The sequence below is a fragment of the Paenibacillus baimaensis genome (assembly GCF_025567575.1).
In genome coordinates, this window is the sequence record NZ_JAOQIO010000094.1 from 1 (window position 1) to 23,335 (window position 23,335).

Consider the following 23,335-nt stretch of genomic DNA (forward strand, 5'->3'; position numbering starts at 1 on the left):
TGACTGAATTTGCTAACCATGCTCATTTCTTGAACTCGGAGCAGCTAACTCTTGAGCTCAGCGATTACGTCCAATGGTTCAACCGCCACCGAATTCATGGTACCTTGGGGTATCTTACTCCCAATGAATTTAGAAAAATCCCCTCATAAATATTGTCCAGTTTTCTGTTGACAATCCAAGTGTATAGGCAACGAAAGGGTAGCTGTAACCACCTCCCAAATTGAGCGAGAGGTGGTTAACAAATATTTAAATAACAAAAGCACTGCTTATAATAACCAACAAAATGAATAGTACAAGAATGGCGGCTGTACTAGTTCCTAAACCATAGCCTCCGCAACTTCCACCAATTCCACCAATTCCATCAACTCCAAGACCCATGTTTACCCCTCCTTCTGCCTTGCATAGAGTATGTTATGAATGTCAGCGGAAGCGTGACTGGACGGATGCCAAAATGGGTGATTAAATGTAGGAGCCACAGGTTCCCAACTCGGAAGATTTTCATATGCTGTGGTGTAGGATCGTTCCTCCGACTGTTCCTATGTTACCTCCTTTCCTGGCAACGGATCATCAAAAAGACGGTTGCGTCATTGCACCGTCTATTAATCGTTTATCAATACTATGGGACTGGATGCAGAAGATTATAGACAAAACGCTGACTGCTTCGGAGCTGGCGTTTCTGAATACGGTGCTGGATGGTCGGGTGGATCGAGACTTAGAGGTTTAGAGCTGGGTATGTTAAAGCCCTCTTCCTTCAGGATTGCGACGTGAACCCTAAAAGTAATGGCTTCCGGTCAGTCAAAAAAACCGCCTCCCGAAACCATTTGGAAGGCGATTTGATCCGTGATACTTATGTATAAGCTATAGGTAGCTCTTTTGTTCCCAATTAGCAAAAATAAAAGGGAGTTAGAAATTTTCTAACTCCCACATAGCTATTACTTAGCTCCTAAAGTTTGCAATAAAGTTTTAATATCCGGGTTTAATTGCATAGTTCTCAAAACAATAGCCAAGGACTCAGCTCTAGTTGAACTACTATTTGGTGCAAATGTACCCTCTGATTGACCAGAAACAATTCCAGCCGCTGCAGCTTGTTGAATTTGAACTTGGTTCCATGAAGTACCTACATCATTGAACTTAGTATCAGACACTTTATTAGCTTTTTCAATGTCAGCTACTCTAGCAATAATAGCGACTTCTTCAGCACGAGTAATGTTGGCATTTGGCTTAAAGCTGCCATCCTCATAACCGTTAATAATACCGTTATCTACTAGTTTCTGCACATCATCTTTCGACCAGTGGTTATCCACATCTTTTAAGGCTGGAGCTTTTGTTTCTGCCGCTTTCACCTTAAAGGCTTTGACGATAATAGTCGCGAACTCACCACGTGTAATACTGGCATCTGGTTTGAAAGTTCCGTCATCATAACCATCAAGAATGCCTAATTGTGTAAACACATTCACTGAATTGTCACTCCAGTGATTAATCATATCACGGAAAGTTTGTGTTGGTTTGGACGAAGCAATTGTAGCTTTGATAGATTCTGCCAGTGCCGCAATATCAGACTTAGGATAGATAAGACCATTAGCCACAGGAGGTGCTGCTACTGGAGTATTAGGATCTTGTACTGGTACTGTAGGAGTTGTAGGAGTTGTAGGAGTTGTCACTACTGGACCCACACCACTGCCACTTGATCCACTGCTACGACTTTGTGTATACATAATAGTAATAGCTTTACTTCCTGTTACCCCTGAACCATCTTTAGCAGTAGCCACTACAGTTACTGTTCCACCTGCTGTAGATGTAAGGACTCCTGCATCCGTAATAGTAGCAGTTCCAGTCCCGTTTATAACTGACCAAGTAACGTCTTTGTTAGAAGCTTCACTTGGAGTTACGGTTGCGTTGAAAGTTAATGTCCTGTTGATGAACATAGCAGTAACGCTACCATCACTATCTACCGTAATCCCTGTTACCGGAGTAGTTAAAACTCTAGTGATAGTAATAACTTTTGTACCTTTAATTGCAGACCCAGCGTAAGTAGCTGCTGTTACAGTAACATCTCCTGTAAGTCCTGCAGTTAATAGGCCGGCACTGTCAATTGTGGCAGTACCAGTGTTACCGTACACTGACCAAGCTACACTTTGATTAGTAGCATTAGTTGGAGTTAAAACTGTGCCGAGTTGTAAAGTCTTACCTGTCTCGACTGAAGCAGAAGCAGATGTTACCACAATACCAGTAGCTGGTACTGGAGCATTAGATCCAGGAGTAATTGAGAATCCGATAATGGATGAAGTTGTGTTAGAACCATCTGCTGCTAATGCTTTAATTTCGATAGTTCCAGCAGTCACACCCGTAAGTAAACCAGTATTGCTGATCGTAGCTGATCCAGTCATGTTAATCACAGACCATACTACATTCTTGTTAGTAGCGTTTATAGGTAAAATTGCAGAAGTTATTTGTAACGTATTACCAGCCATCAAACTCACAGCTGAAGAAGAAATTTCAAGCCCTGTAACAGGAACATTGACTGATTCAACAGTCATAACAAATGAATTATGCACACCACTACCGTCATTAGCTGTTGCTGTAACTGTAACAGTACCAGTTGTAACACCAGTTAAAGAACCAGTTGTGGAGTTGATTGTTGCTGTTCCAGTTCCTGGAGCGACTGTCCAAGTAACACTATCATTAGAAGCGTCAGCTGGCAACGCGTGAGACAACATTTGAACGGAAGAACCAACATACACGCTATTAGTTACACTTAAGCTAGCTACTAAAATTGAAGAAACTAAAATTGGAGCTGGTATCACAGTAATAGTAACAAATTGAGCGCTAGTAGCGGCATCATCAGGTTGACCATAAACCTTAACCGTACCAAGAGAATCACCAGTTAAAAGTCCTGTGTTACTAATTGAAGCTGTCCCTGTTCCCGCTTGCGTGTACCAGTTTACATTTTTGTTAGTTGCATTTGCTGGTCCGACTACACCAGTCATTTGTAACGTTTGTCCAAGCACAACAGTACTAACTGGACTAGTGATTGTGATCGAAGTACTGGGTACTGGACCTTGCATAATACTTAAAGGTATAGTCCCAAGGATACCAGAACCGTCAGCTGCAGTTGCAGTGATTGTAACTATTCCTGTTGTTAAAGCTTTTACCAATCCTGAGCTACTAACAGTAGCTAAAGCAGTACTGGAAGAAGTCCAAACCACTGCACGGTTAGTTGCGCCTACTGGAGCTACTGTTGCTGTCAATTGTAGAGTTGCACCAGTATTCAACGAAATAGCGTTACCTGCGGAAGTTACAGTAATTCCAGTAACGAGTGTATTTGTTGCCGTTATCGTAACAATAACTGAAGTTCCCTTGTTAGAGCCGTCATTAGCTTCTGCTTTAACTACGACAAGTCCAGGCAGTACAGGTGTCAATAATCCCGAACTTGATATCGAAGCATTGCCAGTCGCAGGCATTATTGACCATGTCAATGTTGGATTTGTTGCATTAGGAGGCGAAACAGTAGCACCCATCTGCAGTGTTCCACCCATTGCAACAGTCGCGGCAGGGTTGGTAATAGATACAGATGATACTAATATCGGAGCAGCAAAAGCTAGTCCCGGTAAAACGGATATAATTAATAAAGTAAAAATAACTACTGTCGATAAAGACTTTTTAAGTAGACCTTTCACGATTGCAAACCTCCAATGTGTTGTTGAAAATATTAGCACTTACAATGGTTAACTGCCCTCCCGACAGAATAAGATGGACAAGCTATATACTAGCCAATTTTTTACATGGGGTCAATCCTTTGAAACCGAATTATTTGCCTCGTTACAAGGCAATAAATCTCATAAGCACATATAAAAAGCCCTCATCTCCCTTCGGGATTGAGAGCTTCTTTCAATTATAAGACTTTACAAAAACGTTACCGTTTTCAAACCTATAATTACAATAAATGGGATTATAAGTTTAGACAATCCATGGAATATATTGTAAACTACTATTGTCTTATACATTATAAATTGGAAGATAAGGGAGAGACTTGTTTGATGAAGTATTTGTCAGGTTTATTGTTTGCGGTAATTGTATTTTTAATGGTTCCTATTTCGTCTGTTTTCGCTGCACCTATTCCAGGGAATCTGCTGGTCGGTAGCTACTATGGAAACTCACCAGTACCTGATATACCCAATTCAGTGACTTATCCTAATTTAATCTCAACTGGATATGAAGTTGATGGTAATGATTCTACAGCAAATCCTGCATATAGTAATGCGTTTTGGTATTATTTTGATTTAAATAGCGTACCGAGTACAATAAGAAGTGTAAGATTCTTTGCTTCAACAGATGTAACTCTTGCTTTTTATGATGGGATTAGTAACACAAGATTATCTACATATACAATTGCTGCAAATGATTCTTCATATCATTCAATAAATGTACCAAACGTAAAAAAAGTAGCTTTTAATTTAATTGCTGAAGGAACCGTAAAAGGAAACATATATGAGTGGTATGTTTCCAATGCTGTTCAAATCCCTTCCATGCCTCTAGGACTAACTGCTACAGCCGGCAATGCCCAAGTCACCCTTAGCTGGACCGCCGTTACAGGCGCAACCGGCTATAACATCAAACGCTCCACAACAGCTGGAGGACCATACACAACAGTTGCTACCAACGTCTACGGTTCACCTTACACCGATACAACTGTCACTAACGGTACAACCTATTACTACGTGGTCACAGCAGTTAATTCAGGCGGAGAGAGCGGCAATTCAAACGAAGCATCAGCTACGCCTCAAGGAACAGTAACACCACCTACAGGCAACAGGGCACTACTTGTTATCACCCTTGTTAGTGGCCTTGAAAAAGAATATGATCTATCCATGACCGAAGTAAACAGCTTCACCACATGGTATGCTGCTCGCGCTGCTGGGACTGGAGCTGAGGTATACACAATCAATAAATCGTTCAACAAAGCCAGCTTCCTAACACGCAAGGATAATATCGCATTTAATAAGATTGAGCTGTATGAAGTTAATGAGTATACACCTGCTCCATAAAATACAGCAAAGCCCTCATCCTTCGGGATCGAGGGCTTTTTTCGTTCCCAAGACTTTACAAAATCGTTACCGTTTACAAACCTTTAATTACAATAAAAGGTAATATAAGTTTAGACAATCCATGGAATATCTTGTAATCTACTATTTGTCTTATACATAATAAATTGGAAAATAAGGGAGAGATTTGTTTGAAGAAGTATTTATCTGTAGCTCAATGTAATACCCTGAAAGGAGGTTGGAATTTGAAAAAAATATGGTTTATGTTCGTTCTTGTTTTTTTTGCATTTCAGGGGTCCGTATTTGCGGCAGACATAGACACGGCGACCCTTGTAAATAACACAGCAGGGAGTGGTACAACGGTATTAAATATTAGAGATGGGGATTTAGAAACTTTTTCGGTAATTGGCGTGCCTGCGCCAACTTACAGATATATTACTATTACTTTTCCGAGTCCTATAGATATCGATTCAGCTTTTATGAAATTCGGGAATTCAAATAATCCAACTAATTTGATTATGACTATGTATAACGCTGCTGGAGCAGGTATATCCGGTGGTAGTCAAGATCCTATGTTCACTCAAAATGTTGCTGGAAATAAATCTGAACAAAAAACTTTTCCAAAAATTGTTGGTGTAAAGAGGATTGATTTATACAACTATTCGGGAGTTCCTGCAAATATTTATGAGGTGAAAATCAACAACGCGAAAGTTCCAATCGATCCGTCAAATTTTCAATTAGTGAGTAAAACATTTGAGTCTGCTGTAGTGTCTTGGACCAATCCAACGGATGTTGATTTGACAACAGTTAAAATATATAATCCGGGTTTGGTGCATACCTCAACAGAATCATCATTTGTTGGAGTTTCAGGTAGAACAGCAACGATAAACGGATTAGCGGCTGATACGAATTATACGTTTCGCATAACGGCTTTGAATTCATTTGGTGAATCTATCGGAAAGACACTTTCATTCAAGACCGATCCTTTACCTGATACAACACCGCCGAATGCACCAAATGGCCTTTCAGCCGTACCAGCAGATGGGAATGTTATCCTAAATTGGACAATATCAACAGAAGTAACTAGCTATAACGTCAAACGTTCTACAACAGCAGGTGGCCCTTACACCACAATCGCCAGTAGCGTTGCAGGATCATCATACAACGATTCAGCCGTTACCAACGGTACAACCTATTATTACGTGGTCACAGCAATAAATGCTTATGGCGAAAGTTCCAATTCAAATGAAGTTTCAACTACTCCACAAGCACCCTTGCCACCTGCACCTACGGCACCGGCTTTATCAGGGCTAGCTGGTAACCTACAGAACATCTTGACATGGACAGCTTCCTTAGGGGCTACAAGCTATGATGTTAAACGCTCGACAACTCCAACTGGCCCGTACACAACAATAACGAGCAGCGTATATTCGAATGTATACTCGACCTATACGGACACTTCAGTGGTCAACGGTACAACCTACTATTATGTAGTGTCCGCTTCCAATGCAGGTGGATCGAGTGTCAATTCCAATGAAGTTTCATTAAAACCGCAGGCTCCATTAGAGCCAGCCTTGAATATCGTAATTGCTGAGGAAAAGGTTAAAGTGGGTCAAGAGTTTACAGCCAATGTTGAACTGAAAGATGTAACGAATATATATGCAGAAGACTTTACGGTGAAGTATGATAATACAAAGTTTGATTATTTGGGATTTGAGGCGGTCACGGGCTTTCAAATCTACAATCAATCGACAGATCAAAACGGCACCCTTCGATTTATCATTGCGAGTCAAGGCGTGAACTATGGAATTACGGGTGAGAAAACATTTGTTAAGCTTAAGCTTCGGGCTAAAGCAGTAGGGGTTGGTAAAGTAGACGCACTCAAGTGTCGAATTGCAGATATTGATCACGAATTTGACTTAGGAGACCCTTCATGCGGAGAGGATACAGTCACCGTTGAGAACCAGGACGTGAATAGAAACGGAGAGTATACGCTTTTGGATTTAGCGATTGACGGATACTATTATGGTCAACTCGCTTCAAACGCCAATCCAGCCATATATACGGCTGATCAAGCTGGCGACGAGTATGTAAACAATGATGACCTTATCTTTATTGTTAAGCAAATGCTGCTCAACACCAATTATGCACCTAATTTGTAATTTTAGCTTTTGAGGTTACTGAGTATACACCAGTTCCATAAACAAAGTCTGCCCTCATCCTTCGGATCGAGGGCTTTTTTGATTTCTTGACTTTAGAAAGTCGTATCCTCTGATAACCTTTAATTACAATAATTGGTATTATAAGTTTAGACAATCCATGGAAATATTGTAGTCTACTATTTGTCTTATACATAATAATTTGGAAAATAAGGGAGAGATTTAGTTGAAGTCTTTATTTAAGAAAGTAAGTTTATTTATTTTCTCAGTTTTCGTTTTTCTGTTGGTTTCTATGCCACAGGCTGAAGCAGCAACATTTACAAAGTATCAGGCCGATTTAAGGGATGGAACAGCTAGTGTAGGCAACATCAATGATGGAGATACCACACATAATGGATGGAAATGGTTAATAAGTACTGCGACTAATATCTCATCTGGGGCAGGTGCACCGAATACTAACTATGCAACGACTCGTAGCGTCGGAATTTATGATTATAGCACGTATCAACCCAATAATTATTTGGAATTAACACTTCCATCCGATTATCCCACAGGCTCATACTTTATTTATGTGTATGGTACTACTTACGATACGAATAATATAGGTTTTAGAGTTGATGATGGAACTATTGTCAATCAAAATCAAAAAATAACCAACAGCTGGTATAATTTGGGGCAATTTTCTTTAACAAAAGATAGTAAGTTAAGGTTTTCTCGTACTCTTTCTGGCGGTGGAGTTAACTTATTGTCTATTCAAATTAAACCAATGAATTCTGTCCCGACCAATATTCCAACTGGGCAAGAGGGAATTATCAAAGATTTTACGATCGACACTGTTCTTGGAGCACCAACTACTCTAAAAGCGACAGCTGGCAACGCCAAAGTTTCTTTAAATTGGACAGCATCAACCGGTGCAACCAGCTATAATATCAAACGAGCAACAACTGCTGGAGGTCCATACACAACTGTTGCTACAAACGTCTACGGATCACCTTACACAGATACCACAGTCACTAACGGTACAACATATTACTACGTGGTCACAGCAGTTAATGCAGGTGGAGAAAGTGGGAATTCAAATGAAGCTTCAGCTACGCCACAAGGATCAGTAACGCCACCAACTGGTAGCGGAAATCGTGCACTGCTTGTCATCACATTAGTAAGCGGGCTTGAAAAAGAATACGACCTGCCGATAGGCGAGGTTAATAATTTCATTACATGGTACACTTCACGTGCGGCAGGAATCGGTCCAGAAGTTTTCGCTATTAATAAATTATTTAATAAAGCTAGCTTTTTAAGTAGAACAGATAACATTGCTTTTGATAAGATAGAAACTTTTGAAGTGAATGAATATGAAGCAAATTAGTGAATTAAGACACTTTGTCTTCTACAGCAATTGGAACAAGACAAATTCCCATGGAGGTTAGATATGCATTTTTATAGTAAAAAAACAGCAATAACAATATTCATATTTTTAATCTTCATTTTAAGTTTTGCTTCTTCTAGTTTTGCGGATGATCCAGCGCTACAGGATCTCGCAACTGATCCGGCAAATGCGAGTGCAAGTTCACAGCATCGAGATAGAGGACCCGCCCGAGCATTCGATAATCTAAACACTCATTATTTTGTTGACGCTTGGGAAGCAGAAGGGAAAACAGGATGGCTAAAATATGATTTTGGAAAAGGAAATGAGAAAGTCGTTAAGGAATACAGTATTACTGGAGCTAACTTTCCTACTTCATCTCCTAAAGCATGGACTTTTGAATGTAGCAGTGATAATGAAAATTGGACTATACTAAATAAAGTGACTAATGAACCTATTTTCGACAACTTCGAAAAAAGAACCTACACAATTTCAAATACAAATCAATACCAGTATTATAGAATCAATGTTACAGAAAACCATGGGGATGGTTGGATGATCATTGGGGAATTAGAATTATTAGGTAACATCGATCCACCTCCGCCCATTAATAGGGTTCTACTTGTTATCACTCTTGTCAGCGGTGTTGAAAAAGAATACGACTTATCTAGGGCAGATTTTAATAACTTCGTTATCTGGTATAGTACACGCGCATTGGGAACGGGAGCAGAAGTCTATACGATTAACAAAGACTTTAACAAAGCTAACTTCCTGACGCGCAAGGATTACCTCGCATTCAGCAAGATCGAGTTATATGAAGTTAATGAGTATACGCCAGTTCCATAAGACAAAGCTAAGCCCTCTTCCTTCGGGATCGAGGGCTTTTTTTGTTTTGTAAAAAATACTTCTTGAAATAAGAATATACGTTCGCTTATTATGGATATAATAAGAATGTATGTTCGTATAATTTGGAGGTGTTTGCTTTGGGAAAGGAAATCATAAAGCACATCGGCAAAACTATTGAGATCATTTACGTAGGTGCGGAAGGACAAATCACTCAGCGGCTGATCGAAGTCAGGTCCGTCAAATCAGGTAATGTGAATGCCTATTGCCTGCAAAGGAAAGCGCTGCGGGTATTCAGGATCTACAACATACTCGCGGTACAACCGGCAGCAGGGAGAGTGATTGCGTGAGTACTCCAGTGACAAAACATGTGCAAAAACCCACCGAAGAAGAACAGGAAATGATACTCAACTCGCTTCTGCTGCCCATGATGCTTACCATGATAGAGAAGAACGGCAAGGAATTCGAACTATCCACCAACATGTTGCGCAGGTATTACATTGCTGCAACACAGATCCTCATGAATCGAATTCATGCCGAAATGGTCAAAAATAAAAATGAGCTCAGGTCCAGACAAATCAAGGTCTTCGAAGAAAACCGCATGGATGATGATCTGCACTATAAATATATTTGCCGCGGCTATGAGTATCCCTTTGCCATCATGAGGGATGTGGTGAGATCAAAGATTAGTGTCATGTTGGGTGAGTACGTGGTGGGATTATTGACGAAAATGAAGGAGTGAAGCACATGTCCAAATTAGCAAAATCGGTGAGTAAGAATGCAATACCGAAAAGGCCAACCCGGGATGAGTTTGAATTGGAGGAGCTTGGAGAGAAGCTGGTAGAAGCTCAACGAGAAAACCAAGAAGTGCTGTTAACTATATGGGCAGTTACCGAGCAAGTGCGTGGACTGATCACAAACATGGATGCCCGGACAAGGATGGTACATATTCAAAAATATGGCAATTTAACAAAAGTTCCGTTCCTCGATAACTGGAAAGTAGAATGCCCTGGGAGCTGATCCTCAGGGCTTTTGTTTAATTCATTTGCTCTAATTGTAAAAGAGTAGTTAGTATAAACTAATCTTGGAAAATGGGAAAATATTTGTAGCTCTCAGTATTTTTAAGTCATAAGTTATGGTTTGTGAAATATTATTCTTTGAATTTCTGATTTGTTTAAATATACTTCAGCGGTAGATTTATTATATAAAATCGAGGGTTCTTCATTTTCAATTCGGTTTATATTTATTATGTAATCTCCCTGCTTTGTTATTGATATAACAGTGCCTTCAATAATAACGTTATTTTTAAGAATAAATATCAGCTTATAGTTCTTTTTTCTCTGTTTTCTTCTCAAAATGCTCCTAAATAAATTGAAAAGCAATATTAATAAAATACTGTATATAATTGAACCAATTGATATTCTAGAAATAAGCCTTAAAATATCTGAAAAATCTTCGGTCATGAACAATAGGAAAGGATTTACCCCAAAGAATATAATAATCAGAAGACAAGCTAGAATTCTTTCATCTTTTAGAAAATCGTTCTTATTGAAGTTTGGTAAGAAAATAGCAACGGTTACTATGATAACAAATGAACAATAAAATATTACAAACTCTAATTTAAATGATAGATATATAAATATTGAAATTATAAAAACGACTAATCCTACTGCTAGTGTTAAAAAAAATGGTTTATTAAACCGACTTGCATTAGTCATTCTAATAAAGTTTTCGAATTCACTAGAAACTTCAATTAGTGAGTACGTTTTTCTGATAATTGGAATAATTATAAACGTCGCTAGTAACGGTATCATGATCTTTATCATCGCTGGATCTGTAAAAAATGCCATTATAACAATTCTCCCTAATTTTTGCTAACGTAAAAGTACCTTATCAGTACATTTAGAAAATTATCATTTGGATGTCTCTAACCAGAAAGAACAGTTTTCACGCATGAACCACTCATCCCCGATTTTCACTGAGGCTTCGGTGATATCTGTGATTACTCCTTTGCCAATTCTTTCTTTTCGAATGAGTACTGCAATTTCTTTTCGATTGGCTGCAGCTGTATGCAGCTCAAGATTATTTGTTAGTGGCTTCATTCAGTCGGACACTCCCCTTATAAATCTTGAATCCTTATTTCAATCCCAATTGAGCCTTGTTAATCAATTTTTCATTTTGGAACATCAAATTGGCATTGGCCCCTAATGAGCCCTCACCTTTATACATATACATTACGGTATGTATATCAAGACCACTCCCACCTTTTGTCCCTGACTCTGATAAAACCTCGCCTGGACCGCCAATGATATCAGTAGCCTCGTCGTATGTCATTCCTGTTTTCAATTGATCGAATTCCGCTTTAGTTATGGTTTTATTTGCTTCTTTTTTCTTCGCTTCTTCTGCAGCTGCTTTAGCTGCAGCGTTAGCCGTAGCTTTATCCTTTGCATCCTGATCTGCTTTAGCTTTCGCCGCATCATCCGCTATTTTCTTGGCTTCTGCTTGTTTCTTTGCTTCTTCATCAGCCTTTGCTTTAGCCTCTGTTTCTGCAGCTAGCTTAACCTTAGCTTCTGCTTCGGCTGTAACTCTGAATTCCATCTCAGCTTTCGCCGCTGCTTCTTTTTCCGCTTTCGTTTGACCACAACCAGCTAGTAAGCTTGAAGATATAACTATTGCTAATATCATTTTGTAATATTTCAATACATTTCATCGCCTTTTTTCATTTCCCATCGGTCGGGGGATTTGCTCGAATTATGTCAAATCCAACTATACCAAATATAGGAATATAGTACCACTACATTCAGTATTGAAATATCTCCTTATAGCGAAGGCTCCTATCCCCTCCCTATAAGAATTATGCAAATATCGACTTATATTTACAATATATAGTTTTATTTGTTTGGACATCCTCTGGAATATCTTGTAATCTACTATTTGTCTTATACATAATAAATTGGAAGATAAGGGAGAGATTTGTTTTGGAAGAACATTCGGTACTTAGAGGTAATGAAAAAGATATGTCTGATCTAAGGGTACATCAAGAAAATTCATTGGCAATTCCTAGAGTCAAAGTTAAAGTGGTTGGATGGTTAGTGCCGTTATTACTATTTATGTCGCTTTTATTTTCAATACCCAGTTTTGCATACACCAGCGGATTTACTAAAATTTCATACAGTGACCCAAGTATAACTTACACAGGGAGTTGGTATGATCTATCACCCGGGACAATCATGTACACCAGCAACTTAGGTGACTCAGCGCAATTTCAGATAAATTCAACGGCTGTAGATGTTATTTTTAGGCGTGACACAGACAATGGTATTGTTCAAATTCTTGTAGATGGTATTGTACATGGCACCTATGACGCAGCAGGTCCAGCAGATATAAGTGATAACTTTTATTATTCAGTCACTGGCCTTTCCCCAGGGACACATACAATCAAAATAGTCAACTATAAAGCAAGCGGTGGAACTTATATAAGATTATTCGGATATGCGGTAGGTAATTCAAGTCCGATTACTCCGGTGTTAACAGCTACTACCGGCAACGCCCAAGTCACACTTACATGGCCTGCTGTAAATGGTGCAACCGGCTATAACATCAAACGCTCTACAACAGCAGGTGGTCCTTACACCACAATCGCCAGTAACGTTTACGGATCGCCTTACACGGACACCACAGTTACAAACGGAACTAAATACTACTACGTAGTCACAGCACTGAACTCAAGCGGAGAGAGTGGGAATTCAAACGAAGCATCAGCTACGCCACAAGGAACAGTGACACCACCTGCAGGCAACAACCGAGCCCTACTCGTTATCACCCTCGTTAGCGGTCTTGAAAAAGAATATGATCTATCCATGACTGAAGTAAACAGCTTTACCACCTGGTATGCTGCACGCGCTGCAGGAACCGGAGCTGAAGTCTATACGATCAATAAATCGTTCAACAAAGCTAGCTTCCTAACACGCAAGGATAATATCGCATTTAATAAGATCGAGCTATATGAAGTTAATGAGTATACACCTACTCCATAAAATACAGCAAAGCCCTCATCCTTCGGGATTGAGGGCTTTTTTTTCGTTTCCATGACTTTACAAAACCGTTACCGTTTACAAACCTTTAATTACAATAAAAGTAAATATAAGTTTAGACATTCCATGGAATATATTGTAATCTACTATTTGTCTTATACATATTAAATTGGAAGATAAGGGAGAGATTTGTTTGAAGAAGTACTTGTCAGTTTTATTGTTTTCAGTGATTTTATTTTTGATGTTACCAATCTCCACTACCTTTGCATACCCAAGTGGACTTCTCGACGGCAAGCCCGTTGATTATTATCAATACAATGCGAAAATAAGGCCATATGATTGCATTACTGATCGTTTAACTTCTCATTGTGTACAAATTGGTAGACCAGATTTAGGTCCTGAATGGATGCAATATGATTTTGTGAATCTGGTAACAATCAATGCTTTACAATATAACGGAGATAATACTGTGAATTTCGATTTTTATGATTCTTCGAATACATTAATTGCTACAAAACCAGGTTTATTAACAAAAACAGCATTTGATGAAATTAAAAATGTTAAGAAATTAATAGTTAGACCAACAGCGGGAATTACTTTTATTTATGAATTTGATGTTTTCGGAATTGAACAAACTACTCCAAGTACTCCACCAATTGAAGTCAGTCAAAACTATAAAGAGTTTTCTATCCCAATGAACTCTTTTTGCTCAGTCTCACAATCTGTAGACTTATCTCTAAACATTACTAATTTGAAAAATAGTGTGGCAGATTTAAAATTATTTCTTTACAAAAAGAATGGGGCTTCTCTGTCGACGGCAGGTTCATCTTATGACGGAATCGAATCTACAATCGTCCCAGCTACATCATTTCAGCTTGCCGGTAATGAGACTAGTTTATATCACATAACTTTTGGCGGTTCCAATAATAATTGTGCTGATCGTGTCTATTCTGGAAAAATTGAAGTTGACTCGGAATCATCCTCATTAATTGCGAGTGGATGGGTGGACGGAACAAAGGGAAACGCTACTGTCATCATTAATGGAGGACAATCATGGAAGGTAGGAGAAATCGCTGAAGGTCCTGGCAATCAGGATACAACTGCACCGGCAGCCGTGACTAATTTATCATCTGGAAACCCAACTTCCTCTTCAATCGCTTTAAGCTGGACGGCTCCTGGAAATGACGGATCAGTGGGAACAGCAACATATTATGATATACGTTATAGTACTTCTCCAATCACTGAAGCTAACTGGGCAAGTGCAGTTCAAGTAACAGGGGAACCAACACCGGCAATTGCAGGTACCTCTCAATCAATCGTTATCAACGGCTTAAGCCCTAGTACAACATATTACTTTGCTTTAAAGACATTAGATAATGCAAATAATGTATCTACTCTTTCAAATGTTCCTAGCTCTCAGACAAGTGTGCTGTCATATTCAGGAAATATTATACCAACCACCAATTATACTGTTCTATTCAGTAGTCAATCTGACTCAACTACTTACGGAGCATATAGAGCTTTTAATCAAAATAGTGCAGATGCTTGGTTTACTACATCGCCTGCATGGGTCGGTGTTAAATTAGCTCAAGCAAAAACTATTGCTAAATATACTGTTGCTAGATCTTCATCCACAGGCTACGATGGTGGTAATTATACGCCAAAGAATTGGACTTTTGAAGGTTCGAGCAATGGCACAAATTGGACGGTGCTTGATACGAAAACTAATCAAATAAATTGGGCAGTAGGGGAAAAGAGAGAATTTATTGTATCAAATCCACAATCATTTCAATATTATAGATTAAATATTTCTGCCTCAACAGGAGGCTCATATATTGCTGTAGGTGAAATTGAGATGATGGAACAACAATAGATTTTATAAAGTGTTATAGACTGTAGCACTTTTGTAAGGAATACATGGCGCCGGCTCCATAAGACGCAGCATAGCCCTCATCCTCCGGGATCGGGGGCTTTTATGTTTTAAAACAACAATCCAAATAAAGGAATAATGTCTGTTAGTGTCGAACCATATTTCATAGAAGTAAACTTGAAACAACCCCAAGGCAGGTGAAGCTCATACGCAAGAAACCATACCCTCCAGTAAACCCTTATTCCACGCTAACCCCAGAACGAAAAGACCAAATGAAGCGTTACCTTCACAACAATGAAATCATTTCTGTATTCTGCGATTGCTCCGTATTGCCCGATAACCCCAGAGTCGGACTGGCCTTCACCATGGTTGGCGACCATCAGTTTACTCTAAGATCCCGAGCTAAGACCATTCCCTATTTGAACACCAATGTATATGCAGAGATTAAGGCTCTTTCCTTCGCACTCGAAACCATCCCCAAGCTCCTTGATTCCTATCGTACCCGTCTAAGGCGTCCCAAGAAAGTCCATATCTATTCAGATCTAAATGTAATCGAAACCTTGATAAACGGTGGTGGTAATCAAGAGATCCGAGAGGCAATTCAGGAATTGAAAATACTGAGGGACCAATTTGTCGCTTCTATGCCTTTTGAACTTGAAATCGGCTATATGGATGAGGAAAGAATCAAAAATATTTACTATAAAGCAGCCCATAACGCCGCAAGAAAAGTGGTTCTAAGTCGGTGATTCCGAAATTACTTGAAAGCGGGAATGTAAATGAGCAATCATTTTAAAGTTGCATTACAAAGCATCGAGGAAAGAATCCTCCAGCATGGGCGATAGGAGAGAGCAAGTCGCATTCTTGGTATTATGAAAATGAGCATGGTGAGCAGTGGGTTGCGGTCCGGGATCAAGATATACTTATCATAGCGGGGCTTGATCTGGAATGGGAAGAAATCGTGCTTAACCTCGAGCAAGCCGAGGCGGAATATGCACGGATATCTGAACTCAGACTCATTCAATCTTTACAAAACCATCCCGATATAGGTCCCGCGTACCTTCAAGTGGCTGCCTCTCGGCAAGCCTCCAGCATCTCCATGCCTCTGCCCCAGTGGTTTTTAGGTGAAGGCGAATCACTATGGATTTCTGCAGTACTTAGTGCGGCCATACCTGTTATGAAGTGGCAACGGAATAAAAAGAATAATCAATAAACTCGTTTCAAATAAATGAACTCACAGTAAAGCCCGAAGAGAAAGGATCTCGTTGGGGCTTAATTTAGTTGAAATTCACGCTATAAATCTTGCTCGAAAGTTGAAGTGTGTTCTTAAGAGTGAATTTTTTTCATCCAGCGTTGCAAAACTTCCTGAATCACTTTTTTTCACTAGCATCTCCAGCTGAAAACAACAAGCCTAATTCTTTACTATATGAAGCGCTATATTTTATTCCATTCCGTATCGTTGATTTATTCATATTATTGATATCATTATTTTTGTCGAAGAACCCTAACTCGGTCATTATAGTTCCTCTGTCATCAGGAACTAAGGAGGGATTCGTAACTGCGATCAGAAAAACATAGATAGTAAATAAATCGGCAGTTGATTCCATAGTACCGTCTCCCTGCCCTACTATCATTACACTCCTTAGGCTACCGTCTATTTTGTTTATCGTGCCTATCATGCCAATTTTCTTGGTAAACCAATACTCAAATGTATTTTGAACGGAGCCTTCAACAACTTTCAAATTATTAATCTTTAAACTTGATTTATTTTCTGTAGCGAAAGCATTAAAGCCTTTTTGAAATTCCTCAGGATTCATCCCTATTGTTCCTGGTATCTTATTTTTCTCTTGTTCCGCTTTCAGTTTAGCCTCAGCTTCAGCTTTTGCTGCCGCTTCAGTTCTGGCTTTTCATCGACCTGAGCTTTCTTTTGGGCATCCACTTCAGCTTTGCTTGGAGCAGGTGCCGACGCAGTAACGACTGCAGTCTTAGAGTCATCAGTAGCTTCCGTTGTGGTTGTAGACGTTCCGGAGGAAGTAACTACAGATATGATGAATAATACGAACACTGCTCCTGATAGAATGAAATACTTTTTATGTTTTCCATTTTTTTGAGCTACTGAAACAATTGCGCCTACTAAACAACCTACAAATCCCAAGAAACTTAGAAATGCAATAAAAGCCATTTAATTTACCTCTTTCTTTTCCTATATATGGAAAATTTAATCGAACTATGTAATATAGACTATACTAAAAACCGGGACTTTTTACCATAAAAATATAATTTTTATAAAATAACATAGTAAATCTTAATTCTATATTTAGAAGGAAAATGTTTCCTTATGTCGAATAATGGGTCTATGGTACTAGCACCTATTGGAAAGGAATGAGTTTATGGAAATAGAAAAGTTTTTAACTAAATATAGGATTACTATCGAGGAATTTAATAAAACAGGACTTGTCTGCGAAGAATTGCTTGAGATATTTAATGACTTTGAAGCTAAAAAAGATCAGTACGAGTCAATGGGGAAATCAATTTCTGAGAAATTACGGAAAGATCCCAAGGTTCACTCAATAAAATATAGAGTCAAAGATTCTGAGCACTTAGTAGAGAAGATTATCCGTAAAAGAATAGAGAAGCCTAAAAGAATTATTGACCTTAAGAATTACCAGAAAGAAATCACAGACTTAGTAGGTGTAAGGGCGATTCATTTGTTTAAAAGTGACTGGATCGATATTGATAATTACATAATGAAACATTGGAACTTGCATGAAAAAAACCCCACTTTATATTATAGGGAGGGGGATTTCAATATTAAAAATATACCTGCCGAATACAAGAAGTGCGTAGTTAAACCCCATCCTTACGGATACCGTTCTGTTCACTATACGATTAAATCAAAACATTTTAAAGAAGAAACAATTGCTGAAATTCAAGTGAGGACTATCTTTGAAGAAGGATGGAGTGAAATTGATCATAATATCCGATATCCATATGATAAAGATAATCCGATTTTAAACCCGTATATTCAAATATTTAATAGATTCGCAGGAAGCGCTGACGAAATGGGGACATATCTTAATTTTTTAAAAGATAATATTGATGGAATACATGTATCCTATCAAAATGAGTTAGAAGATAAGAATCAATCAATCAAAGACCTGGAAATAAAGATAAATCAAAATAAAAAACTAGATGATGAGGAAAAACTAGTTTTATTAGACGAAATTCAAACTCTACGAGAAAAAATAAATAACTCATCAGATTCAATCTCTTTTGAGAAAATTGTTCAAGGGAAACTTTTCCCTTTCAAACATCTTAATCAAAATAATGCCACAGGTTCAGACATTGTATTTAGTGTGGGTCCTGATTCATTTATAACGGTTCAAGCTAAAGCGCTTAGAAATATAAATAAGAATAAAAGCGAATAATCGAGTTTTTATTGGAGGCAACCATGTTCAAACCCAACCAACCACTTACCTGTGATTTCCACCTTCAAACGGCTCAGAACTACACGGTACCCGTATCCGTATGGATGCAGGGTGAAATGCTGGCCTATCGAGGTATCATAGAGAAAGTAACTCCTGAGACTGTTAAGATCGCGGGAGAGTATTACATGCGTGAAACCTGTGAGTTTAAAGTTCGATAAGAAGGAAGAGCGGTCACAGTCGGGTTCTGCGGATCCACATTTAGCAGATAAGGAGTTGGCACTCTGAAGTATAAAGGGTATTTAGGTTGTTTCCTTATCATTATTGCTATTATTTTGTGGGGAGAGCATTTAGGTACTTCACCTTTCCACGGGACCGGCTATAGAGAAATACCGGGATTTCTTGTCGCTCTGTTTCTATTAATGGCTTATCTTATATATTATTTCAATAAATCTAAGGGCTATGTGAGAACGATCGTGTGGCTGCTATGGGTTACTGGCTCCATTATGCTTGGTGTACTTGTTATGAATTATGAAAAAACATCACCGATTAATTTTTGGAATAGATGGGATTTTCTTTTATGGGAAGTCCTTCTGCCGATTGCTATTGGAGGCGTCCAGATTATTTTTTTGATCAGTATGTTTCTCTATTGGCTCTACCATAGTACTAAAGAGAAGAATTGAATCTTTCAGTGAATATAAAATGCGTTAGAGGCCAAGGAGGAATTCTTTGTGATCAGTGTAATTATTAGCTGCAGTAACTGTGGACATGCTGTGGTATTAAATCCGACTGAGGATAATCAATCAGATGTAACTTCTACATTAAGGAAAGAGAATAAGTTTTACGCAACAATATCTTATGTAGATTCTAGTGAGCCGAAGATCGAGGATGATTTTATTGCTAAATTAACAACGGAATCCAAAGAAAATATAAGGGATTTCGTCGAACAGAATATTATCGAACAAGTGGATATATACACTGAGCTTCTTGATGTGACATTCACTTGTAAAGAGTGTGGGGATTCTATTGAATTGAAAGATATTTGAATAATGTAAAACAACATTTGATAATAAATAGCCAATCCCTCAACCGATGGGGAAATTGATGGGGTTAGAAATTATGAGTTGGGATTGGTTTGAGGTTTTATGGTCAATAGCTGCTGTTTTTATGATAATTAATTTGCTTTGGAAAATTGCGATGTTTCCAGTAGCATTTTCCTTACTTATATTTAATGAAAAATTTAGATGGGTTGTTTTATTTCTATTAATGTGCGTTCCATATTATTTTTTGGCATCATTTGCAGCCCTTACGGTAGTTGGCGTGAACCATGGTGTATCGTCATTATTAAATGCTACAGTGGGCGGCACGTTTTTATTTTTAAATGGCATATTGGGAGCTACTCAAGCAAAATCGCAAGCTGAAAAAGATGGAGATTATGTAGCGTATAAATTTGCTAATTATAGATACATAATCGTTTTAGCTGGACTCTTATACTACATTTATTCAATGTATGATTTTAAACCAGCTGTAAATTTTTTCACTCTTTGGTTATATGAAATAATGCAATGGATACAATCCATACCATTTGTTGGTTTGGGGATTTCTGTAGTTGCATTTTTAAACGCTGTGTACATTATTTTCATGGCTTTACTTGTTGTTTTTAGTTTAATAGTAAGTATCTTTTCTAAAGAAACAAAATCCGTAGATTTATAATCATACCATAATAAAAACACAAGATTTGGCGTATTTTGAAGTTACTGCGGCTCGTCTGGTATTTGGTATTAATTTACCGTTTGCCAAATGGAATATTAATGAATTGAGTGACGAGAGCCGCAGCAGATGCTGCGGCTCTCGTCCGATAATGTAATGTTTATTAATAAAGCATATTTCATTCGAAAATATACGACAGTTTATGCAGTGATTTTACTATATCATGTGTTTATTCAATGATTTTCAATTGATTTGATACTATTTTGTAACATAGTGGGGGAAAACTATGGTTGATTATTATTCTGACTTGACAGATAATCAAAAGTATAATATAGAACTTTTTTTGAAGCAGGCAGGGAGTTCTCATCTAGATAAAATGAAATTAAGTTATGGTATAAATTCTGGGCGAACGAATGAAGCCTACCAAAGAAATGTAATAGATGCTTTAATGCTTAATATTATTCCCATGAATGTTTTCACAAATTGGCTTTCGCATGTAAACCTTGAAGGGAATAATCACTTATTTGTATATGAGCCCACATCTAATCAAGTGTTTATTTCTAATTCAATAGAATTATTATTTGAGAATGTAAAAAAGAAAATAACACCTATATATGACATAAATAAAGATAGTTTAGATGAAATTAAAATTGTTGATATCTGTTGCCTATCCTCTCAACAACTTGTTTTTACGCTTGCTGCACCGTCTCAAGTACATGAGAAAAACTCGGATACAGGTGAGTTTGAGCTTCAAAAAGATATATATTTATCTTATATTATTATGGATTTTGAATTTAAGCATTTTGTTTTACTAATGCATCCGACGGTTAAATTAGTTTCAATAATGGGTGAGGTTAAAGAAAGAGATATTGACAAATTAACATATATTATAATGCATAGCTTTAAAAACCAAGTGGTTCGTTTTGATTATCAAGAGCCCGACTAGATTCTTAATGCACTTTTTAAAATCACTAAGGAATATTTTTATCATAATAATCCAATAATTGAAGAACGTATTGAATTATTTGAAGAAAATCATTTAATAACCTTTGTAAATTCCTTTACTGAAATTGAGAAGTCTTTTCAAAGAGAGGACTTTCAATTACGTTTAAAAAAGGAATTATTAATTATGTATGAAAGTGAATTGGTTATTGTACACGGACCTGTATTAAAAACCACTAATTTTGAAATTTTTCTTCAACATTCCGATAAAGGTGTTTTAGAATTCAAAGCTAATTCTAGAGGCAAGGCGTTTAGCCACGCTGAATCAAGAAAGATTGTTGAATTAATGTGGGAGCATGGTGATATTGTATCACTGGGGATAATTCTTGAACATAGATACAATAATGGAATCATTAGGAAACATCCATATATAGTAAATAAATATAGCCATTATTATTCTTTGAAAAAATATAATACAGCAGTTACTGAAAAGGAGGTAGTAGACAATGTTCTTCGAACGCTTAATAAATATAAACAAGCGATTAAGTCTACCTCTGGATCTTCTGAAGAAACTGGATTATGAACTAACCATTTTAAGACCGGACGATACAGTATCTCCACATTTTATTTCGAGAAAATCTGATATACCATTAAAAATAGTGAATGAGTTACTAATGCAACTTGCATATGAATCATCATTGGGAATTAAATACATTGTATTTTGTGATAATCCTGATAAGGAATTAGTGCATGGATTTGAGCATAATACACCTTTAGAATTGCATCGTTTCTTAAACACGCATTCCTCTTGTCCTGAATGTCAAAGCAATTTAATTAAAGATGATATTAGAATAGTTTTCGTAAAAAAGATCCCATCCCAGTTACATTAAAGAGGGTTTCATGGATACAATATCATATAATCAATTTATAAATAATGCTCCAGATCATTTTATTTGGAAACCAATAACTGAACCAGAGCGCCAGCATTTTCTTTCATTAGTTGAGGCAACTAAAATAGCATTAACTCAAGGGACAAGGCAACAGAAAGGGTTAACATTAGAGAATCTGATGACTTATGTGTACCAAAGATTTTCAAATATTGCTGAGGTTAAATCGAATATTACGCAAGGAGATAACCAATTTGATCATATAATTGATTTTTTTGATACGCTGGTTCCCCCATTTATTTATAACTACCTTGGTTTAAGAATGGTTGGGGAATCGAAAAATCATGCAGAATCAATATCTGTTCGTGAAGTTGTAGATTTAGATGAATTGCTTAGATCAAAGCGTTGTAAGGTTGGGGTTTTTAGTTCTTACAAATCATTCAGCAGGGGGAGGAATGGGAGCCCCTGGCAATATGCGGAAGGAAAACGAAGAAAACTCCTATTAGCTAGAAATACGATTATTATAGGTTTTACAATTTCTGAAATAGAATCACTTATTGAAAATAATTTTTACACAATGCTAAAACAAAAGTTTTTTAATATAGTTGATGAGATTGACGATGATTATGATGAGGAATCATTAGGCGTCACCTATCATCAGAGATTATATTACTCGCTAAGTCAACTTCATAAGAATGGGATTATTGAGGAAAACACATATAACGAAAGCAAACAAATTTTAATGGAAAAGTACGGAGATATTAAAGAGGATTGAGAAATATATGCAAAAGCCGCAGCATCTGCCGCGGCTTTTTGTCTTTCTTAAAGCATATCAAACTTTCCAGGCCTTATTCGGATTTGCTGCGTCTAGACAGAATTTTATTTTTCCTGAGATTGTAAAAATCTTTTATATCATCTGCAATTTCTTCAATTTCAGTAAGATTTAAATCGCGCTCATTTCTCATAATAAACTATTTCCAATTTACAAGTATTTCCTTCTTTTTAGCTGCTTCAAAAAACAATGGAATAAATGGAACAGGAAAATTATCATTCTTTTCAACTT

26 protein-coding genes are annotated in these 23,335 nt (G+C 37.6%); 19 read left to right on the forward strand and 7 right to left on the reverse strand.

The window, feature by feature from the left end; all coding sequences use genetic code 11:
- On the forward strand, positions 1-149 hold a 149-nt coding region (locus tag OB236_RS23600), incomplete at its 5' end, for an IS3 family transposase (RefSeq protein ID WP_262686604.1).
- A gap of 97 nt (positions 150-246) precedes the next feature.
- On the opposite strand, the gene OB236_RS23605 is transcribed toward OB236_RS23600, so the two are convergent.
- Positions 247-378, reverse strand: a complete 132-nt coding sequence (locus tag OB236_RS23605) for a YjcZ family sporulation protein (RefSeq protein ID WP_262686184.1) — start codon at positions 376-378, stop codon at positions 247-249.
- Between the two features lie 124 nt (positions 379-502).
- Here OB236_RS23605 and OB236_RS23610 point away from each other — a divergent pair, with 124 nt between their 5' ends.
- Complete coding sequence (locus OB236_RS23610) at positions 503-724, forward strand: hypothetical protein (protein WP_262686185.1); 222 nt, start codon at positions 503-505, stop codon at positions 722-724.
- 208 nt (positions 725-932) lie between these two features.
- Here the strand turns inward: OB236_RS23610 and OB236_RS23615 are convergent, their stop codons facing one another.
- A complete protein-coding gene (locus tag OB236_RS23615) occupies positions 933-3,677 on the reverse strand; it encodes an Ig-like domain-containing protein (RefSeq protein ID WP_262686186.1) in 2,745 nt (914 codons plus the stop codon).
- A gap of 357 nt (positions 3,678-4,034) precedes the next feature.
- Between OB236_RS23615 and OB236_RS39845 the strand changes: the two genes are divergently transcribed.
- From OB236_RS39845 to OB236_RS23650, 7 genes are all read left to right on the forward strand, one after another.
- Positions 4,035-5,045: a fibronectin type III domain-containing protein gene (locus tag OB236_RS39845; protein WP_317259372.1), complete on the forward strand. Its 1,011-nt coding sequence runs from the start codon at positions 4,035-4,037 to the stop codon at positions 5,043-5,045.
- A 242-nt stretch (positions 5,046-5,287) separates the two neighbouring features.
- Positions 5,288-7,204 carry a fibronectin type III domain-containing protein gene (locus OB236_RS23625; protein WP_262686188.1) on the forward strand — a complete coding sequence of 639 codons (1,917 nt, stop codon included), beginning with the start codon at positions 5,288-5,290 and terminating at the stop codon, positions 7,202-7,204.
- A gap of 223 nt (positions 7,205-7,427) precedes the next feature.
- Positions 7,428-8,567 (forward strand): hypothetical protein, encoded by a 1,140-nt coding sequence (locus OB236_RS23630; protein WP_262686190.1) that lies wholly within the window; start codon positions 7,428-7,430, stop codon positions 8,565-8,567.
- A 63-nt stretch (positions 8,568-8,630) separates the two neighbouring features.
- On the forward strand, positions 8,631-9,410 hold the full coding sequence (locus tag OB236_RS23635) for a discoidin domain-containing protein (RefSeq protein ID WP_262686191.1): 780 nt from the start codon (positions 8,631-8,633) through the stop codon (positions 9,408-9,410).
- 137 nt (positions 9,411-9,547) lie between these two features.
- Positions 9,548-9,757 (forward strand): hypothetical protein, encoded by a 210-nt coding sequence (locus OB236_RS23640; protein ID WP_262686192.1) that lies wholly within the window; start codon positions 9,548-9,550, stop codon positions 9,755-9,757.
- Positions 9,754-10,149, forward strand: a complete 396-nt coding sequence (locus tag OB236_RS23645) for a hypothetical protein (RefSeq protein WP_262686193.1) — start codon at positions 9,754-9,756, stop codon at positions 10,147-10,149. The genes OB236_RS23640 and OB236_RS23645 overlap by 4 nt, the downstream gene beginning before the upstream one ends.
- Positions 10,150-10,154: 5 nt before the next feature.
- Positions 10,155-10,427 carry a YolD-like family protein gene (locus tag OB236_RS23650; protein WP_262686194.1) on the forward strand — a complete coding sequence of 91 codons (273 nt, stop codon included), beginning with the start codon at positions 10,155-10,157 and terminating at the stop codon, positions 10,425-10,427.
- A 113-nt stretch (positions 10,428-10,540) separates the two neighbouring features.
- Here OB236_RS23650 and OB236_RS23655 read toward each other — a convergent pair whose 3' ends face one another.
- The 3 genes from OB236_RS23655 to OB236_RS23665 form a co-directional block, all read right to left on the reverse strand.
- Complete coding sequence (locus tag OB236_RS23655; RefSeq protein ID WP_262686195.1) at positions 10,541-11,257, reverse strand: hypothetical protein; 717 nt, start codon at positions 11,255-11,257, stop codon at positions 10,541-10,543.
- Between the two features lie 63 nt (positions 11,258-11,320).
- Entirely contained in the window at positions 11,321-11,509 is a 189-nt protein-coding gene (locus tag OB236_RS23660; RefSeq protein ID WP_262686196.1) for a hypothetical protein, read from the reverse strand.
- Between the two features lie 34 nt (positions 11,510-11,543).
- A complete protein-coding gene (locus tag OB236_RS23665; RefSeq protein WP_262686197.1) occupies positions 11,544-12,107 on the reverse strand; it encodes a DUF3862 domain-containing protein in 564 nt (187 codons plus the stop codon).
- 278 nt (positions 12,108-12,385) lie between these two features.
- Between OB236_RS23665 and OB236_RS23670 the strand changes: the two genes are divergently transcribed.
- The 3 genes from OB236_RS23670 to OB236_RS23680 all read left to right on the forward strand — a co-directional run bounded on the left by OB236_RS23670 (position 12,386) and on the right by OB236_RS23680 (position 16,057).
- Positions 12,386-13,444 carry a fibronectin type III domain-containing protein gene (locus OB236_RS23670; protein WP_262686198.1) on the forward strand — a complete coding sequence of 353 codons (1,059 nt, stop codon included), beginning with the start codon at positions 12,386-12,388 and terminating at the stop codon, positions 13,442-13,444.
- Positions 13,445-13,634: 190 nt separating this feature from the next.
- The gene (locus tag OB236_RS23675; RefSeq protein WP_262686199.1) at positions 13,635-15,314 is read left to right on the forward strand and encodes a discoidin domain-containing protein; all 1,680 of its coding nucleotides are present in this window, start codon (positions 13,635-13,637) and stop codon (positions 15,312-15,314) included.
- A 269-nt stretch (positions 15,315-15,583) separates the two neighbouring features.
- Positions 15,584-16,057, forward strand: coding sequence for a ribonuclease H family protein (locus OB236_RS23680; protein WP_262686200.1), 474 nt, complete (start codon positions 15,584-15,586; stop codon positions 16,055-16,057).
- Between the two features lie 621 nt (positions 16,058-16,678).
- Here OB236_RS23680 and OB236_RS23685 read toward each other — a convergent pair.
- Positions 16,679-17,125, reverse strand: coding sequence for a hypothetical protein (locus OB236_RS23685; protein WP_262686201.1), 447 nt, complete (start codon positions 17,123-17,125; stop codon positions 16,679-16,681).
- A 41-nt stretch (positions 17,126-17,166) separates the two neighbouring features.
- Positions 17,167-17,490, reverse strand: coding sequence for a hypothetical protein (locus tag OB236_RS23690; protein WP_262686202.1), 324 nt, complete (start codon positions 17,488-17,490; stop codon positions 17,167-17,169).
- 208 nt (positions 17,491-17,698) lie between these two features.
- Between OB236_RS23690 and OB236_RS23695 the strand changes: the two genes are divergently transcribed.
- From OB236_RS23695 to OB236_RS23725, 7 genes are all read left to right on the forward strand, one after another.
- Positions 17,699-18,736 carry a RelA/SpoT domain-containing protein gene (locus tag OB236_RS23695; protein WP_262686203.1) on the forward strand — a complete coding sequence of 346 codons (1,038 nt, stop codon included), beginning with the start codon at positions 17,699-17,701 and terminating at the stop codon, positions 18,734-18,736.
- Between the two features lie 23 nt (positions 18,737-18,759).
- Positions 18,760-18,954, forward strand: coding sequence for a hypothetical protein (locus OB236_RS23700; protein ID WP_262686204.1), 195 nt, complete (start codon positions 18,760-18,762; stop codon positions 18,952-18,954).
- Between the two features lie 510 nt (positions 18,955-19,464).
- On the forward strand, positions 19,465-19,779 hold the full coding sequence (locus tag OB236_RS23705) for a hypothetical protein (protein ID WP_262686205.1): 315 nt from the start codon (positions 19,465-19,467) through the stop codon (positions 19,777-19,779).
- A 58-nt stretch (positions 19,780-19,837) separates the two neighbouring features.
- Positions 19,838-20,446: a hypothetical protein gene (locus OB236_RS23710; protein ID WP_262686206.1), complete on the forward strand. Its 609-nt coding sequence runs from the start codon at positions 19,838-19,840 to the stop codon at positions 20,444-20,446.
- 283 nt (positions 20,447-20,729) lie between these two features.
- The gene (locus OB236_RS23715; protein ID WP_262686207.1) at positions 20,730-21,389 is read left to right on the forward strand and encodes a hypothetical protein; all 660 of its coding nucleotides are present in this window, start codon (positions 20,730-20,732) and stop codon (positions 21,387-21,389) included.
- Between the two features lie 183 nt (positions 21,390-21,572).
- Entirely contained in the window at positions 21,573-21,968 is a 396-nt protein-coding gene (locus tag OB236_RS23720) for a hypothetical protein (RefSeq protein ID WP_262686208.1), read from the forward strand.
- Between the two features lie 317 nt (positions 21,969-22,285).
- On the forward strand, positions 22,286-23,047 hold the full coding sequence (locus OB236_RS23725) for a hypothetical protein (protein ID WP_262686209.1): 762 nt from the start codon (positions 22,286-22,288) through the stop codon (positions 23,045-23,047).
- Positions 23,048-23,335 lie beyond the last annotated feature (288 nt).